Consider the following 16811-nt stretch of genomic DNA (forward strand, 5'->3'; position numbering starts at 1 on the left):
CGTGGAACCAGCCGGCCGCCTCAAGCTCTACGCGTACCTGGACGCCCGCGATCACCAACGCACGTACCTGGCGATCATGCGGTTGTTCACGTCCACGCTGCTGGCCGACCTGTCGGCGGGCGAGGTCGCGGGCGCGCTGGCGGGCGCCGAGCGGGAGGGCCGGGTCGAGGCGGGCGAGTCGCGCATCGAGAACGTGATCACCCGGCTCCGGCAGCTCGTCGAGTGGGGCAACCTGGTGCAGGGGCGGCGCGAGGTGGTGGCCTCCAGCATCGCCGAGTTCCAGCACGGCAGCGTCCGCTACCAGGTCGGCAAGCTCGCCGTCCGGGTCCAGCGCGACGTGGACGAGCTGCTGCGCGTGCCCGAGGGCGCGCGGGAGGTGTCGCGGGAGCTGCTGCCCGCCGTCGAACGCGGCCTCGACCGGCTGGGCCAGTCGCTGTCGGAGGCGTTGATCAGCGGCGCGCCCCGCTCCCGCGAGGTGCTGGCCGAGCAGGTCACCACGCTGTTCCTGCAGCACGCCGAGCTGGCCGCGACCGTGCGCGACTTCTACGCCTACCTGGGCCAGGTCGTGACGCGGCACCACCTGGCGCCGGAGGAGATCTCCGGGTTCCGCAACCTGCTCGTCGAGTACATCCAGATGGTCGTGGAGGACGTGCTGCGGCACACGCCGGCCATCGCGGACGCCCTGGCCCGCGTCACCTCCGCGCGTTCCGAGCTGCTGCGCCTGCTGGGCCGGGCCGACCTGGGCGAGAAGGTCGAACGGGCGCGCGGGCGGTCGGCGGAGGACTGGCAGGACCTGACCGACTGGTTCGTGGACCGGCCCGGCCGGCCGAGCCAGGTGACGGCGCTGCGGGAGGCGACGGCGCGCGCGATCGGGTCGCTGCTGGCGAGCGTGAAGCGGGCCACGTCCGGCGGCGGGCTGCTGCCGAGCCGCCGGGCCGAGCTGCTGAAGCTGGCCGGCTGGTTCGACGCCGGCTCGCGCGAGCAGGCCCACGAGCTGTACGCGGCGGCGTTCGGGCTGTACCCGGCGCGGCACGTGTCGCCGGCGCCCGAGCACGACCGCGACAACGAGCGCACCCCGTGGCGCGACGGACCGGTGGTGGACGTGCAGGTGAGCGTGCGCAGCCGCGGCGACCGTGGTGCGCGCGGGCGGACGTCGCGCATCCTGGACGACCCGATGACCGAGCAGTCGCTGCTGGCCGAGGCGCGGGAAGCCGACGAGCGGCGGGCCGCGTCGGTGGCCGAGCTGTCGGCGGCGGCTCCCCGGCTGGCGTCCACCACGTTGTCCGGCGAGGCGCTCGAAGTGCTGTGCGAGCTGCTGACGTTGGCGATGGCGCAGCGCGACACGGCGGCCGACTCGGGTTCGGCGACCGACCCGGTGCGCGGGCTGCGGGTGACCGTCTCGCACGCGCTCGGGAAGTCGACGCGCATCCGTTCGGCGGCGGGCACGTTGACGCTGCACGACTCGACGCTGGTGCTCGACTGATGTTCGACGACCTCTCCGAGATCGACGCGGCGACCGCGGTGCGCTGCGCCCGCACCCTGCTGCGGCGGCCGTTGCTGCGCGCCGACGGGCCGGACGGCGAGCTGCTGACCCTGGTCTACCGGCACCGGGCGGCGTTGCAGGACCTGTTCGCCCGGCTGCTGGGCTACCGGCTCGTGGTGGAACGGCGGTTCGCGCGGCTCTACAAGTCCGGGCCGGGCGCCGACGACTCGCGCGGCGTGCTCGGCATGTCGCCGCGCGGGTACGCGTACGTGGCGCTGACCATGGCGGTGCTGACCGGTGTCGGGCGGCAGGCGCTGCTGTCGCGGCTGGTGGCGGACATCCGCGCGGCGGCGGTCGAGGCCGGGCTCACCGTCGTGGACGACGTGGCGGACCGGCGGGCGCTCACGGCGGCGTTGCGGCACCTGGTGTCGCTCGGCGTGCTGCACGAGACCGAGGGCACGGTGGACGTGCAGGCCGAGGCGTTGATCACCATCGACACCGACCTGCTCGGCCAGTTGCTGACCGGGCCGGTGGCGGAGGCCGACTCGCCGGCGCGGCTGGTGGAGCTGGCCGCGCGGCCCGGTCCGCGCGGCGTCGAACACGCGGTGCGGCGCAAGCTGGTGGAGAACCCCGTCGTGCTGTACGCGGACCTGCCGCCGGAGCAGGCGGAGTGGCTGCGGCGCAACCAGCGCAAGGAGACCGCGCTGCTGGAGACGTGCTTCGGCCTGCACACCGAGTGCCGGGTCGAGGGCGTGCTGGCGGCCGACCCCGAGGACTACCTGACCGACCTGTACTTCCCCGGCACGTCCACGGTGGCGCGGATCGCGCTGCTGGCGCTGCCGGAGCTGCTCGACACCGACCCGCGCCCCGACGGGCGGCACGTCGTGGTCCCGGCGCGGCTGCGGACGGTGTGCGCGCGGCTGGTGGAGGACTACCCGACCGCGTGGTCCAAGCAGTTCACCGAAGACCTGGACCGACTGGTCGACGAGGTGCTGGAACTGCTGCGCCGCATGGGGTTGGCGGTCGCCTCGGCCGACGGGTGGCTGCTCAACGCCGCCGCGCACCGGTGGCTGCCCTCGCCCGACGGCGATCCCGAACGTGACGTGGAGCCGGTCGTCGTGCCGGACGTGCCCAGCTGGTCGTTGTTCGATGAGGAGACCGCGTGAACAGGTGGCGGCTGCACAGGGGCGGCATCGTCAACATCTGGCAGTACACCGAGCAGGCGTTCGACTTCTCGGGTGGGCGCGCGATCTTCCAGGGCACCAACGGGTCCGGCAAGTCGCGCACGCTGGAGCTGCTGCTGCCGCTGTGCCTGGACGGCGACCTGCGGCAGGTCGGCTCCAAGGGTTTCGACACGGTGTCGCTGCGGCGGCTCATGCTGGACGACTACGACGGCGGGCCGAACCGGATCGGGTACGCGTGGGTCGAGCTGACGCGCGGCGACGACGAGTACCTGACGTGCGGGTTGGGCGTGAAGGCGTCCAAGACGTCGCAGGCGATCACCGACTCGTGGCGGTTCATCACCTCCTCGCGCGTGGGTCACGGGTTGACGCTGGTCGGCACGGACCGCACCCCGCTGGGCCCGGCGCAGCTGCGGGACCTGATCGGCGCGGACTGCGTGCTGGAGGAGGCGGCGTTCCGGGCGCGCGTGGCCGAGACCGTGTACGGCGTGCCCGCGGCCCGGTACGGCGACCTGCTGCACCTGCAGCGGACGCTGCGCAACCCCGACGTGGGGCTGAAGGTGCTGGAAGGGCAGCTGGAGCAGATCCTGTCCGACGCGCTGCCGCCGCTGGACCAGGTGATGGTCGAGCAGCTGGCCACGTCGTTCGACGACCTGGAGTCGATCCGGGAGAACATCACGCGGCTGTCGTCGGCCGACGCGGCGCTGGGCACGTTCCTGAAGACGTACTCGGACTACGCGTTCGGCGGGCTGCGCGCGGCGGCGGAGAAGCTCGGCGGGGCCGAGGACGGGGTGCGGAAGCTGGAACGCGCGTCGGCCCGGTTGTCGGCGTCGCTGGCGGAGACGCTCGCGGCGCGCGCGGCGGCGGAGCACTCGTTGGCGGCGTTGGAGGCCGGTGAGCAGCAGGCCGAGGAGACCATCGGCGCGTTGAAGGAGCTGCCGGCGTTCCGCGACCTGCAGGACTTGCAGACGCGCGAGAAGCTCGTGGCGGAGAAGCGCTCGTCGGCGGTGGCGGCGTTGGACATGGCGAACAAGCAGCGGTTGCAGGAGGACGGCGCGGTCGACGGCGTGCTGCGGCTGCTGCGGCGGTTGGCCGAGGACTTGGGCTCGGCGCAGGAGCTGGTCGAGCCGCTGCGCCACCACCTGCGCGTGGCCGGCCTGTCCCCCGCCGCGGTGCCGGAGGTCCCCGGCGTGTCCACTCTGGACGCCGAGGTGCGGACGGAGTCCGTGCGGGCCAAGCCGGACCCGGAGGCCGAGCCGCTGCCGATCGAACGCCGCGTGCCACCCGTCGTGGACGATTTGGCGTTGGACGACCTCGCGTCGCGCACGTCGTCCATCGCGTCCTCGGCGCGGCAGCGGGGGGCCTTGGCGCTCGCGCTGGCCGCGCGGGCCGCCGAGCTGGACACGGCGCAACGCCAGGTCGACGCCCTCCGGCAGACCGCGCGGGACGCTCAGCACGCCGCGACCGAGGCGGCGGCGTTGCGCAACCAGGAGGCGCAGGAACTGGCCGAGGTCGCCCAGGGCTGGCTGGCCGACGTCGAGTCGTGGCGCACCTCCGGCCCCCTGGCCGCCACCAGCCCCGACTCCCCCCTGCCGCTGCCCGCCACCGTCGACCCGACCACCGCCCGCTCCCTCACCACCGCCGCCCGCGACTGGGCGGGCCCCCTGGTGACGGCGGCCCGGGACGCCGGGCACGCGGTGGCGCAGCGGCGGACCGACCTGGTCACGTCCATCAACACCCGTGACGCCGAACTGTCCGCCCTCCGCTCCGGCACGGCCCGGGTCCCGGACCGCAACCGCTTCGCGGCGACCGACCGCGACTCCGCCACCGGCGCCCCGTTCTACCGCCTGGTCGACTTCCACCCCACCGTCGACGACCAGGCCAAAGCCGGCCTGGAAGCCGCCCTGGAGGCCTCGGGCCTCCTGGACGCCTGGGTCACACCTTCGGGTGAATCCACCCCGGCAATGTACGGAAACACCGTTACCGCCACTCGGTTGAAAACCAGCGGACCCGCCGAAACCACCCCCGACCGCCCCGACCACCCCCAGCCGACCCCCGATCCCGCCCCTGCCCCTGCCTCTGCCCCTGCCGGATCTGCGGACCCCACGGCCGGCGCACCGGACGTGGTGGCCGCACCCGGCAGCCCGGTCGCCGGCCCGTCCCTGGCGACGGTGCTGATCCCGGCCGTCGAGCCGGCCTCACCGGTCCCGGCCGCGGTCGTGGCGGACCTGCTCGCCTCGGTGTCCCTGCGACCCCCGACCTCGGCCGCCACCCCGGAGGCCGCCACCCCGGCCGCCGCGTTCGCGGTGTCGCCCGACGGCCACTGGCAGGCGGGCGTGCTCACCGGCGCGTGGCACAAGGACGCGGCGGAGTTCATCGGCGCCGGAGCCCGCGAAGCCGCCCGCCGGCGCCGGATCGCGGAGCTGGAGGACGAGCTGGCCGCCCTGCGCGCCGACCTCGGCGCGGCGGAAGCCGACCTGGCCGCCGCGCGCGGCCTGGTCGAGCAGTGGGAGGCGCACCTCGACCGCTTCCCCGCGGACCGCGACCTGGTCGCCCGCCACGGCCGCCTCCAGGCCGCGCAGGAATCCGCCGACCGCGCCGCCCGCCGCGCCGAGGAGCTGCGCGACGAGCTCGCCACCGCCCAGGCGCGAGGCGAAGCCGCCGCCGCCGAGGTCGTGCGCCAGGCCGGCGACGCGGGCCTGCCCGCCACCACCGACGGCCTGCACCAGGCCCAGCAGGCGGCGGCCGAGGCGCAGCGCACCGCCGACCGGTTGGGTGACGTGCTGCGCCGCCAGTGCGGCGGCACGGTCGCCGACCTGACCGACGCGGCGCACCGCTACCACGCGGCCGTGGCGGATCGGGGCGCGGCGGAGGCGGACGCGGAGGCGCGGTGCGTCGACTACGCGTCGCAGGCGTCGACGTTGGCCGAGCTGACCGACGCGATCGGCGGCGAGGCCAAGGAGATCGCGGACCAACTGTCCACTTTGGAGCGTTCACGGCGCGGGATGCGCGACGAGCTCAAGGGTGTGCGCGAACAGGTCACCTCGGCCCGCGAGCAGGCCGCGAAGCTGAACGCCCAGCTGGAGACGTCGGCCGAGCAGCTCACCACCGCCCGCGACGCCCTGACCCGCGCGACCGAGCACTTCAAGGCCACCGTGCAGGCGCCGGGCATCCTCGTCGCCGCCCTGCCGGACGCGCCGGAAGACGTCACGTCGGTCCGCACCGCGCTGGCGGCGACCGACCGGCGCGGCGCGGGCGAGGCCACGGTGATCACCAAGCTCCAGGCGTTGCAGACGGCGCTGGCCGGCAGCCACGACATCGCCGCCGAGCAGCACGTCGGCCTGCTCACCGTCACCGTCACCGGCGAGGAGGGCGCCCGCCCGGTGGCCGTCGCCGCCCGCCAGGTGACCGCGAAGCTGGCCGAGCAGCGCGGTTTCCTCGACGAGCAGTACCAGAACATCTTCGCCGACTACCTGATCCGCGACCTGGCCGAGTGGCTGCGCGGGCAGATCGCCGTCGCCGAGGACCTGTGCAAGCGGATGAACGAGGTGCTCGGCAAGGCCCGCTCCAGCCAGGGCGTGCACGTGAAGCTGGCGTGGAAGCCGTCGTCGGCGCTGGAGGAGGACACGCGTGACGCGTTGGCGCTGGTCCGCCTCCCGTACGCGGACCGCGACCCCGAGCAGGACGCCACGCTGCGCCGCGTGTTCACCGAGCGCATCGAAGCCGAACGCGACGCGCACACCGGCAACTACGCCGAGATCCTGTCCCGCGCCCTGGACTACCGGACGTGGCACCAGTTCACCGTCACGGTCGCCGACACCGGCCCGGACGGCAACCCGCGGGAACGCCGGCTGCGGCAGCTGTCCTCCGGCGAGACGCGGCTCATCTCGTACGTGACGCTGTTCGCGGCGGCGGCGTCGTTCTACGACGCGGTGAGCGGCGAGTTCTCGCCGTTGCGGCTGGTGCTGCTGGACGAGGCGTTCGAGCGGCTGGACGACCCGACGATCGCGCGCATGCTCGGCCTGCTGGTGGACCTCGACATGGACTGGGTGATCACCTGGCCGAGCGGCTGGGGCGTGTCCGACAAGATCCCGCGCATGCACATCTACGACGTGCTGCGGCCCAAGAACGGGCGTGGTGTGGCGTGCACGCAGACCACGTGGGACGGCGCGGCGCTGGACCGGGTCGACCCCTGACCGCGTCCATCCCTGACCGCGTCCACCCCTGACCGCGTCCACCCCTGACCGGGGTGCCGGGGCGGAGCGGCCGGTCAGGCGGAGACCCGGCTCGCGTCGCGGTGGGCCCGGGCGGCGACCATCAGCAGGTCGAGCGCGTCACGGGTGCGCAGCAGCTCCTGGATGTGGTCGGAGAGCCGGTCGCGTTCCCTGGCCATGCGCTCCATCGCGGCGTCCGAGTTCTCGTCGCTCGGCGAGTCGATGCACGGCAGCAGCTCGGTGATGGTGCGGCTGGACAGCCCGGCCGCGTACAGGCGTTGGACGAAGGCGACCCGCTCGACGTCGTCCTCCGTGTAGTGCCGCTGCCCGCCGGCGCTGCGGGTGCTGCTGAGCAGCCCCTGCTCCTCGTAGTACCGCAGCGAGCGGACGCTGACACCGGCCCGCGCCGCGAGGTCGCCGATCCTCATGCGCTCTCCTCGTTGTGACGCCGGTCGCACGGCTTGCCTCTCACATTGATGTCAGGTTTTAGCGTACCGGTCGGGCCCGTCGCGGGCCTCGACCAGTACGAAGGAGTTCCGGCATGACCACGCTGTTCGACCGCTACCGCCTCGGCGGTCTGGACCTGCCCAACCGGGTCGTGATGGCGCCGATGACCCGGGCCCGCGCCGCGGCCGGCGGTCTCGCGACCCCGTCGATGGCGGCTTACTACGCCCAACGCGCCACGGCCGGGTTGATCGTCTCCGAGGGCGTGCAACCCAGCCTGGTCGGGCAGTCCAACCCGGGCACCCCGGGCCTGCACACCGACGAGCAGGTGGCGTCGTGGCGGCCCGTCACCGACGCCGTGCACGTCAACGGCGGGCGCATCTTCGCCCAGCTCATGCACGGCGGCCGGGTCTCGCACCCCGACACCACCGGTGTCCAGCCGGTCGGACCGTCCGCGGTCGCCGCCGCGGGCGAGGTGTTCACCCCGAACGGACCGCGGCCCGCGCCGGTCCCGCGAGCCCTGGCCACCGCCGAGGTGCCCGACCACGCCCGCTCGTACGCCGAGGCCGCCCGGCGCGCCGTCGACGCCGGGTTCGACGGCGTCGAGCTGCACGGCGCGAACGGCTACCTGATCTCGCAGTTCCTGTCGTCCAACGCCAACCTGCGCACCGACGCCTACGGCGGCCCGATCGCCCACCGCATCCGCTTCGCCGTCGAGGCGGTCGCCGCCACGGTAGACGCCGTCGGCGCGGACCGCACCGCGATCAGGCTCTCCCCCGGCGGCACCTTCTGGGGCGTCGAGGAGACCGAGGTGCCGCGGCTGTACGCGGCCCTGCTCGCCGAGCTCGCCCGCTTCGGCCTCGCCTACGTGCACCTGGAGGCGACCGCCGACGAGGAGGTGCTGATCGGGCTGCGCCGCGCGTGGCCGGGCGCCCTGGTGGTGAACCCGGTGGTGCCGATGGGCCCGAAGCGGACCGACCGGGCCGCCGCCGACCACTGGCTCGGCCTGGGCGCGGAGCTGATCAGCTTCGGCCGCGCGTTCGTGGCGAACCCGGACCTGGTGGAACGGCTCCGCGCCGACCTGCCGCTCGCGTCCGCCGACACGGCGACCTACTACCAGGGCGGCGACGCGGGCTACCTCACCTACCCGGCGTACCGGCACACCGCCTGAGCCCGGTCAGACGACGTGACTGGCCGTGCGGCGGCGCACACCGCCCGCGGCCAGGAACTGGGCCACCGGCAGGGTCGCCGCGCCGAGCGCGACCGACTCGGGGCCCAGTTCGCACAGGGTGATCGACGCCTGCTCGAACGGTCGGCGCAGGGCGTGGCGGGAGGCCTGGGCGCGCACGTCGTCGAGGATCCGCGCGCCGAGCAGGAGCCCGGCCCAACCGCCGACGATCACCTGCGACGGGTTGAACAGGTTGATCAGGTTCGCGATGCCGAGGCCCGCGTACCGGGCGGTCTCGGCGAGGACGTCCCGGGCCGCCCGCGAGCCGTCCGCGACCAGCGCCGCCAACGCCGCCTCCTGCTCGGCGGGCACGTCCGCCTTCACCGCGCGGTACCGCTCGACCACGGCCGACGCGCCGATGTACGCCTCCAGGCACCCGTGCGCGCCGCACCGGCACGGGCGGCCGTCCAGGGCGACCGTCGTGTGGCCCCACTCCCCCGCGCCGCCCGACGAGCCGCGGTACAGCACGCCGCCGGTGATGACGCTCGCGCCGACACCGGACCCGATCAGCGCGACCACCGCGTCACCCGTGCCGCGGCCCGCGCCGAACCAGACCTCGGCCTGCCCCAACGTGTTCGCGCCGTTGTCCAGGAACAGCGGCAGGTCGGTGCCGGTGCGCAGCAGCTGTTCCAGCGCGACACCGCGCCAGCCGACGGTCTGCGCGTACACCAGCCCGTCCTCGACCTGCCCCGGCACGCCGATGCCGACGCCGAGCACGTCGCCGACCGCGCTGGCCGCGAGGCACCGGTCGAGCCCTTCGAGGACCCGCCGCGCCACGTCGTCGACCGAGTGGACCTCCGGCTCCATCGGGAACGTCGCCTCCGCCAGCCGTTGCAGCGTGAGGTCGAACACCTCGACCAGCACGTGCGTCTCGCCGACGTCCACCCCCACCACCGCCGCGTGCGCCGGGTCGACCCGCAGCAGCACGCGGGGCCGGCCGCCGTCCGAGTCGACCTGCCCGGCCTCGACGACGATGCCGTCCGCGATGAGCTCGGCGACGACGGTGCTGACCGACGCCTGGCTGAGCCCGGTGGCGCCCGCGAGCTCCTGCCGGCTGCGCGGGTGGTCGAAGTACAGGGCGCGCAGCACCCGCGCCCGGTTGCCGGCGCGCAGGTCGCGCACGGTCAGCTTGCGGTGCACGGCGACCCCCATCGGGCGAGTAGGACCACGGTCGCCACACGGGCGCGTAGAACTTCCGACGTTAGTCGGTCGCGAACCGCTTGGCGTCCCATTTGCCGTGCGCCTCCAGCAGTTTCCGCCCGACGCGCTTCAGATCCGCGAGGTCGCGATCACTCAGCGCGGCGGCGAACTCCTCGGCGACCGATTCCCGGTAGGCGGGGGCGCTCGTGGCCGCGAGGACCTGCCGCCCGGCGTCGGTCAGCACGGCGTGGACGACCCGGCGGTTGTCGGGTGGCTGCTCGCGCGCGACCCAGCCCCGGCGCACCAACCGCTCGACCAGGCGCGTGACGCCGCTCGGGCTGACCGCGAGCAGGTCGGACAGCTCGGACATCAGCAGGCGGTCGTTCATGTGGATGCGGTACAGCGCCTCGTGTTCCAGCAGCGAGCACCCGGCCACGGCTTCGATGCGCCGTTCCACCGCGACGCGCACCGCGTCCACGCCCTGCTGGACGTACAGCCACGCCAGGAGCGCGTCACCCGGCTCTTGTCGGCTCATGACGGCACCCTACCAAACTCACTTGACGGCAGAACACTTTCAGAGTCAACCTTTGCTCATGGAACCTATTCTGGTCACCGGCGCGACCGGCGCCCAAGGCGGAGCCGTGACCCGCGCCCTCCTGGCTCGCGGCCACCGGGTCCGCGCCCTCACCCGCGACCCGCACAGCGTTGCGGCGCGGGAACTCCGACGGCTCGGCGCGGACGTCGCGCACGGCGACTTCGACGACCCCGCGTCCCTGCGCGCGGCCCTGGACGGCGCCCGTGCCGTCTTCGCCGTGACCACGCCGTTCGGCAGCGACACCGACACCGAGGTCCGCCACGGCATCACGCTGGTCGACGCGGCGCGGGACGTGGAGCACGTCGTGTTCACGTCCGCGTCCAACGCCGACCGCGACACCGGCATCCCGCACTTCGACAGCAAGCAGCGCATCGAGCGGCACCTGGTCGACGCCGGGCCCCGGTGGACGATCCTCGGGCCGGCCGCGTTCATCGACGACAAGTTCGGCGAGTGGACGGTGCGAGGTCTGCGCGAGGGCGCGTTCCACCTGCCCATGCCGGCGGACCGCCCGCTGCACCTGGTCGCGGTGCGGGACATCGCGGCGGTCGCCGTGCTCGCCCTGGAGCAGCCCGACCGGTTCGCGGGCAGGCGGCTGGACCTGGCCGGCGAGGCCCTGACCCCGGCGGCCATGGCCGAGGCGTTGACCGCGGCCATCGGCCGCCCGATCCGCCACCACCGCCCGCCGTTGGACGTGGTGGCGCGGTACTCGGCGGACCTGGCCGCCATGTTCGGCTACTTCACCGAGGTGGGCACCGACATCGACCTGCCCCGGCTGCACGGGGCCCTGCCCGAGATCACCTGGACGCGGTACGCCGACTTCGTCCGCCCGCTGCCCTGGCCGGACCTGCTGAAGACGCCCTGACCGGCGGTGACGCGCCGGGTCAGCCGACCGCCGCCCACGACTGGATCATCCGGTAGGCGATGGAGGCGCCCGGCGCGAGCAGCAGGTCCGGCACGCTGCCCGGCTCGGCGAGCGCCTGCCGCACGTCCGCCCGGCTCACCCACCGGGCCTGCGCGATCTCGCCGTCCGCGAGCCGCAGGGGCTCGGCCGGGTCGGCCACCGCCTCGAACCCCACCATCAACGACCGCGGGAACGGCCACGGCTGGCTGCCGAGGTAGCGGATGCCGCCGACCACGATGCCGACCTCCTCCGCGATCTCCCGCGCCACGCACGCCTCCAGCGACTCGCCCGCCTCGACGAACCCGGCCAGCACCGAGTACCGCCCCTCGGGCCACCCCTCGCCGCGGGCGAGCAGCACCTGGTCGGCGCCGTCGTGGACCAGGCAGATCACGGCCGCGTCGGTGCGCGGGTACTCCTCGTGCCCGCACCGCTCGCACACCCGGGCCCACCCGGACTTGATCGACGCGGTCGACCCGCCGCACACCGCGCAGAACTTCGCCGACCGGTGCCAGTGGAACAACGCCACCGCCGACGTGAACAGGCCCGCGCCGGTGTCGTCCAGCAACGCGCCGCACGCCCGCAGGTCGAGCCACTGCGGCTCGTCCGTCAGCTCCGGCCCGGTCCACGCCCGGCCGGCGGGCGCGCCGACGTCCGTCTCGTCCTCGGTCAGCGGAACCGCCCAGTACGCCACGCCGTCCTGCTCGCCGAGCAGCACCGCCGTGTCCGGCGGGGCGTCGCCGAACTCGGTGGCGGGGCGGTCGACCAGGCGCGATGCCCGGTCGGCCACCATCGTGCGGCCACGCGCGTCCACGGTGAGGACGCGCGCCTTCGGCCACAGCTGCCCGATCCGCTCCGCGTCGCCGCGCAACGGTTCCTGCCGGTCCACCGTGGACCGCGACAGGGCGGGCAGTTCCACCAGCTCGAAACTCACGGCAGGGTCACGCCGCCCAGCGCCCGCAGCTGCGGGGTCAGCAGTTCCGCGTCGCCCACCAGCACGCCGGTGAACGACGTCGGCGCGAAGAACTCCAACGCCACCTCGGCGACCTGCTCGACGGTGACCGCCGCCAGCCGGGCCGGGTGCCCGGTGAACCACCCGACGTCCAGCCCGAGCCCGGCGAGGTTCACCAGGAACGACGCCAGCCCGCCCTGCGACGACGTGGCCGTCAGCAGCGACCCGATCGCGTACCGGCGCGCGGTGTCCACCTCGGACTCGGTCGGTGGCACCAGGCCCAGCCTGCCCAGCTCGTACCTGGTCTCCAGCAGCGCCGCGACGGTCACCTCGCTGGCCGTGTCGGCGTCCACCAGCAGCGTCGCGCCGCCCGGCGTGAACTCCGGGTGCGACCGCGCGCTGTAGGTGTAACCCTTGTCCTCGCGGATGTTCTCCACCAGCCGGGACGAGAAGAACCCGCCGAACACCAGGTTCGCCAGCTGCAACGCCGGGTACCGCTCGTCGGTGCGCTCCAGCCCGCGCCCGGCGAGCCGGATCTGGGACTGCACGGCGCCGGGGCGGTGCACGAACAGCACGTCGCCGCCCCGCACGGGCGACAGCGGCGACAACGCCACCGCGGTGCCCTCGCCGGTCCAGCCGCCCAACGCGGCTTCGACCGCGCGCACCGCCGCGTCCGGCGCCACGTCGCCCACCACGACGATCGCCGAGCCGCGCGGCAGCACGGCCGACGAGTGCAGCGCCAGCACGTCGTCCCGCGTCACCGCCTCGACCTCGTCGGCCTCGGGCATCTCCTTGGCGAACGGGTGGTCGCCGTACAGGTGGCGCTGCAACGCTTCCCGCGCGATCACGTTCGGCTGCGACCGCGCCAACCGGATCCGCTCCACCAGCCGCGCGCGTTCCCGCTCGACCTCGTCGGCCGGGTAGGTCGCGCCGGTCAGCACGTCCCGCAGCACGTCCAGCACGGTCTCGAAACCGGACACCAGCGCGTTGCCGGAGAACGACAGCCGCTCCGGGTCGACCACCGCGTCCAGCTCGCCGCCGACCAGGGCCAGCTCGGTGTCCACGTCTACCCGGCTGCGGGTGGCGGTGCCGGTGAGGACCGTGTTCGCCAGCACCTCGGCGCGGGCCGCGTGCGTCGAGCCGACGCTGCTCGTCGCCGGGTCGCCGAACGGGATCCGCAGCCGCACCTCCACCAGCGGCACCGAGTCCCGGCGCACGGCCAGCACCCGCAGGCCGTTGGCCAGCGTCGTGTCGATCGCGTCCAGGTCCGCCGCCGCCCGCTGCTCGCCCAGCTCCGGGAACGGGCGAGGCCCTAGCTCCGTACGGCCGATCTCGTCGGCGCTGCGGTGCTTGGTCGGGGCGCTCACTCGTTACCTCCACTGGCGGGCTTGAGGATCAGGACGGCGCGCGAGTCGGACCGCAACGCCTTGGCCGCCGCGGCGACCTCGTCGGTGGTGATGCCGGCCAGCTTGTCCGGCAGCTCGTACAGCAGCTCCGCGCGCCCGAACAGCAGCTCGGCCGACCCCAGCCCCAGGGTTCGGCTGGTGAGCCGGTCGTGCTCGCGGTGCATGGTCGACACCCAGCGGGCGGTGACCTTCGCCAGCTCCTGCTCCGTCGGCCCTTCCTCGGCCAACCGCAGCAGCTCCTCGTCCACCGCCGCGAGCACCTGCTCGGAGGTGACCTCCGCCGGGTGGATCGCGGTGATGCTGAACGTGTCCGGGTCGCGCGCCTCCAACGGCCCGAACAGGCCGCAGCCGGCGCCGACGTCGACCACGATCGCGTCGCGGTGCACCAGCCGCTGCTGCAACCGCGACCCGTCGCCGTCGGTGAGCACACCGGCCAGGACCAGGTACGCGAGGTAGCCCTCGACCTCGTTCACCGGGTCCGGGATGCGGTAGCCCACGGCGAGGGCGGGCATCGGCGCGTGCTTGTCGGTGTGCTCGGCCCGCAGCTCGCCCTTCGGCGCCGCCTCGGCGAACGACGGCCGGGTCGGCACCGGGCGGGCGGGCACGTCACCGAAGTGCTGCTCGACGAGCGCCTTCGCCCCCTCGGGGTCGAAGTCACCCGCTACCGTCAGCACGGCGTTGCCCGGCGCGTAGTAGGTGTCGAAGAACGCGGCGCAGTCGTCCACGGTGGCGTTCTCCAGGTCGGTGAAGTCGCCGTAGCCGTTGTGCGCGTTGGGGAAGGTCTGGAACAGGACCGGCGGCAGGAGGATCCACGGGAACCCCCCGTACGGTCGGTTGAGCACGTTGAGCCTGATCTCCTCCTTCACGACGTCGATCTGGTTGCGCAGGTTCTCCTCGGTGATCTTCGGCGCCCGCATGCGGTCCGCCTCGAGGAACAGAGCCCGCTCCAGTGCCGCCGACGGCAGCACTTCGTAGTAGTCGGTGTAATCGGGGTGGGTGGACCCGTTGAACGTGCCGCCCGAGGACTGCACGTGCCGGAAGTGGGCCAGCTTCTCCAAGCTCTCGCTGCCCTGGAACATGAGGTGCTCGAAGAGGTGAGCGAACCCCGTCCGCCCCTCGGGCTCGGAGCGGAAGCCCACGTCGTAGTGCACGCTCACCCCGACGACCGGGGCGCTGCGGTCGGGTGCGAGCACCACCCGCAGACCGTTGGGAAGCGTGAACCTGTGCAGTTCGGGTAGCGCCATGGACGCAGCCTACGGGTTCACACCACTGCCGGGCTCGATGGTCGCCCACCCACCGAAGCGTCGCGCTACGCCCAGCGCGAACCGACCGGGTTCGGACCGGTCGACCAGCGACTCGACGGCCGATCCGGAGCCGGGCACACGCCCGCACCGGTCCGGACCACCGCCTGTCTCAGCAGGCCGCCCCACCCGGTGGAGCCGGCGCGCGTGGGCACCGGGTCGGCAGCGGCCTCACCCCGCCGAACCCTCGCCCGCCGCCCGCGGGGTCGTGTTTCGGGGGTGACTCCAGTGTCGAACTCGTGTTCGAGATGTGCAAGATCACTTTCGGGTGAACGGCGGTCAGCCCCGCAGCGACCGCAGGTGACCCGCCTGCGCCAGCACACCGTCCACCGCGCCCAGGAACGACGGGAACCGCTGCGCGAACCGCCGCAGGTCGCCGCCCTGCTCCGCCTCGCCGAACCAGTACAGCCCCGGCCGGGCGCCGGCGAACGCGGCCAGCCACCGCTCCGTCTCCCCCAGCACCACCGCGTACGGCAGCGACCGCGAGAACACCATCTCCCGATCGGACTCCGGGATGTCCTGCGGCGTCGCCGTGTGCAGATAACCGCGCAACCCGCGCACGTGCTCCAACAAGACGCTGCCGCGCTTGGTCCGGGCGGGCATCGTGCGCGCGCCCACCGCCAACGCCACCCCGGCCACCAGGACCACCAGCCCGAACAACGCCGCACCGCCGGCCAGGGCCAGCGCCACCGTCAGCGCCGCGCCCAGCACGGCGACCCCGACACCGGCCCACCACCACAGGTTGCGCTCGGCGTCCGGCCGGCGCGTGAACCAGTTCTTCGCCACCACGTCCGCGTACAGCGCGTCCCGCACCCGCGACAGGTCGATCCGCCTGCCCCGCAGCTCCGCCAGCGACACCGCGTCCACCCCGTCGGGCAGCAAGGTCTCGTACACCGCGCGTTCGTACCCGGACAGCGCCGGGTCGGCCGGGTTGCGCCGCACGAACCGCCAGTCGTGCCCGTCGACCTCCTCGATCCACAAGTAGTTGCGCACCGCGAGGTCCACGATCGTCGCGGTCACGTCGACCACGTCCACGTGCTCGTCCACCACCGTGCCCACCTGGCCGGGCAGCACGCCGTCCGGCGAGGCGAACGCCACCCGCCCGGCGCCGTCGGTGACCAGCACGTTCACCGGCCCGACCTCGCCGGCCAACGCCCGCGCGTCACGGCCGCGGAGGTACCACAACAACAACCCGCCGCACAGCAGCAGCACCACCAGCCCACCGAGCCCGATGCCGGTGAGGGGGGTCAACGCGAACGCCGCCGCGAGCCCCGACGACTCCTCCACCCGCGCGTTGGCGGGGGCCGCGCCCTCCTGCAAGCCGACCGTCACGTCGACCCGCTCGCCGGCCGCCAGGCCGATCTCGGTCACCCGCACGCCGCGCCCGTCGCCCAGGTCCGCGCTGGTGCACGGCTTCGACGTGCCCGGCTCGCCGGCCAGGCAGTTCACCGACCGCGGCGCGTCCGGCGTGATCACGGAGGCCTTCACGGAGTCGAGCGGGACGTCCCAGCCGCTCGCGGGCTGCCAGCGCAGCTCCAGCGTGTCACCGATCTTGGCGACAGCCCCGACCACGGAGTACTTGACCGTGGACGTGCCCGCCCGGAGTGCGATCGTCAGCTCGTCGTCCGATGCTGTAGCGGTGCCCCCGCCCTCCACCGCCACGTCGTCGACCTGGAACACCCGGTCGCGATCGGCGGAGACCGGCACGCGCAGCGGGACGACCCTCGTGGCGGTCCGGCCGTCGGGGACGGTGACCACCTCGGTCACGGTCAGCCTGCCGTCGCGCTCCAGCTTGAGCCGCACGTCCGCGCCGACCGTCCCGGGCAGCCCGGCCGTGTCGCTCGGCTGCGCCGCGGCCGAGCCGGCGCCCGTGCACAGCGCGACCGCGCAGAGGGCCGCCGCTCCCCAGTTTTTCGACACGGCCGCGGAGAATAGCGGAGTTCCCCTAAGCTCTTGTGCTGATTCGGGC

Annotated in this window: 12 protein-coding genes; 5 read left to right on the top strand and 7 right to left on the bottom strand. The window is 74.0% G+C overall.

Annotated elements, in window-relative coordinates; all coding sequences use genetic code 11:
- The first annotated feature begins 1 nt into the window (after position 1).
- From EDD40_RS18215 to EDD40_RS44420, 3 genes are read left to right on the top strand one after another with little or no spacing between them, the layout of a single operon-like run.
- Entirely contained in the window at positions 2–1483 is a 1482-nt protein-coding gene (locus EDD40_RS18215) for a DUF2397 domain-containing protein (protein ID WP_123743976.1), read from the top strand.
- Positions 1483–2649, top strand: coding sequence for a TIGR02678 family protein (locus EDD40_RS18220; RefSeq protein WP_123743977.1), 1167 nt, complete (start codon positions 1483–1485; stop codon positions 2647–2649). The genes EDD40_RS18215 and EDD40_RS18220 overlap by 1 nt, the downstream gene beginning before the upstream one ends.
- Positions 2646–6860 carry an SbcC/MukB-like Walker B domain-containing protein gene (locus tag EDD40_RS44420; RefSeq protein ID WP_123743978.1) on the top strand — a complete coding sequence of 1405 codons (4215 nt, stop codon included), beginning with the start codon at positions 2646–2648 and terminating at the stop codon, positions 6858–6860. The genes EDD40_RS18220 and EDD40_RS44420 overlap by 4 nt, the downstream gene beginning before the upstream one ends.
- Positions 6861–6934: 74 nt before the next feature.
- Here EDD40_RS44420 and EDD40_RS18230 read toward each other — a convergent pair whose 3' ends face one another.
- On the bottom strand, positions 6935–7306 hold the full coding sequence (locus EDD40_RS18230; RefSeq protein ID WP_123743979.1) for a MerR family transcriptional regulator: 372 nt from the start codon (positions 7304–7306) through the stop codon (positions 6935–6937).
- A 113-nt stretch (positions 7307–7419) separates the two neighbouring features.
- Here EDD40_RS18230 and EDD40_RS18235 point away from each other — a divergent pair, with 113 nt between their 5' ends.
- Positions 7420–8493 (top strand): alkene reductase, encoded by a 1074-nt coding sequence (locus tag EDD40_RS18235; RefSeq protein WP_123743980.1) that lies wholly within the window; start codon positions 7420–7422, stop codon positions 8491–8493.
- 6 nt (positions 8494–8499) lie between these two features.
- Here the strand turns inward: EDD40_RS18235 and EDD40_RS18240 are convergent, their stop codons facing one another.
- Positions 8500–9702 carry an ROK family transcriptional regulator gene (locus EDD40_RS18240; RefSeq protein WP_170185129.1) on the bottom strand — a complete coding sequence of 401 codons (1203 nt, stop codon included), beginning with the start codon at positions 9700–9702 and terminating at the stop codon, positions 8500–8502.
- A gap of 49 nt (positions 9703–9751) precedes the next feature.
- Positions 9752–10225, bottom strand: a complete 474-nt coding sequence (locus tag EDD40_RS18245; protein WP_123743981.1) for a MarR family winged helix-turn-helix transcriptional regulator — start codon at positions 10223–10225, stop codon at positions 9752–9754.
- Between the two features lie 58 nt (positions 10226–10283).
- On the opposite strand from EDD40_RS18245, the gene EDD40_RS18250 reads away from it, so the two are divergent.
- Entirely contained in the window at positions 10284–11147 is an 864-nt protein-coding gene (locus EDD40_RS18250) for an NmrA/HSCARG family protein (RefSeq protein WP_123743982.1), read from the top strand.
- Positions 11148–11166: 19 nt separating this feature from the next.
- Here the strand turns inward: EDD40_RS18250 and nudC are convergent, their stop codons facing one another.
- The 4 genes from nudC to EDD40_RS18270 form a co-directional block, all read right to left on the bottom strand.
- Positions 11167–12117, bottom strand: coding sequence for an NAD(+) diphosphatase (nudC, locus tag EDD40_RS18255; protein WP_123743983.1), 951 nt, complete (start codon positions 12115–12117; stop codon positions 11167–11169).
- On the bottom strand, positions 12114–13502 hold the full coding sequence (locus tag EDD40_RS18260) for a M16 family metallopeptidase (protein ID WP_123743984.1): 1389 nt from the start codon (positions 13500–13502) through the stop codon (positions 12114–12116). Before EDD40_RS18260 ends, nudC begins: the two co-directional genes overlap by 4 nt.
- Positions 13499–14785 carry a M16 family metallopeptidase gene (locus tag EDD40_RS18265; RefSeq protein ID WP_123743985.1) on the bottom strand — a complete coding sequence of 429 codons (1287 nt, stop codon included), beginning with the start codon at positions 14783–14785 and terminating at the stop codon, positions 13499–13501. The genes EDD40_RS18260 and EDD40_RS18265 overlap by 4 nt, the downstream gene beginning before the upstream one ends.
- A 336-nt stretch (positions 14786–15121) precedes the next feature.
- Entirely contained in the window at positions 15122–16762 is a 1641-nt protein-coding gene (locus EDD40_RS18270; protein ID WP_123743986.1) for a DUF2207 domain-containing protein, read from the bottom strand.
- Between the last annotated feature and the right edge of the window lie 49 nt (positions 16763–16811).

The sequence above is a fragment of the Saccharothrix texasensis genome, assembly GCF_003752005.1.
Lineage (GTDB): Bacteria > Actinomycetota > Actinomycetes > Mycobacteriales > Pseudonocardiaceae > Actinosynnema > Actinosynnema texasense.

Bases quoted from the DNA above. Each gene is read 5' to 3' on its own strand.
- EDD40_RS18220 (WP_123743977.1), top strand. From the start codon at position 1,483: ATGTTCGACGACCTCTCCGAGATCGACGCGGCGACCGCGGTGCGCTGC.
- EDD40_RS18230 (WP_123743979.1), bottom strand. From the start codon at position 7,306: ATGAGGATCGGCGACCTCGCGGCGCGGGCCGGTGTCAGCGTCCGCTCG.
- EDD40_RS18235 (WP_123743980.1), top strand. From the start codon at position 7,420: ATGACCACGCTGTTCGACCGCTACCGCCTCGGCGGTCTGGACCTGCCC.
- EDD40_RS18240 (WP_170185129.1), bottom strand. From the start codon at position 9,702: ATGGGGGTCGCCGTGCACCGCAAGCTGACCGTGCGCGACCTGCGCGCC.
- EDD40_RS18245 (WP_123743981.1), bottom strand. From the start codon at position 10,225: ATGAGCCGACAAGAGCCGGGTGACGCGCTCCTGGCGTGGCTGTACGTC.
- EDD40_RS18250 (WP_123743982.1), top strand. From the start codon at position 10,284: ATGGAACCTATTCTGGTCACCGGCGCGACCGGCGCCCAAGGCGGAGCC.
- EDD40_RS18265 (WP_123743985.1), bottom strand. From the start codon at position 14,785: ATGGCGCTACCCGAACTGCACAGGTTCACGCTTCCCAACGGTCTGCGG.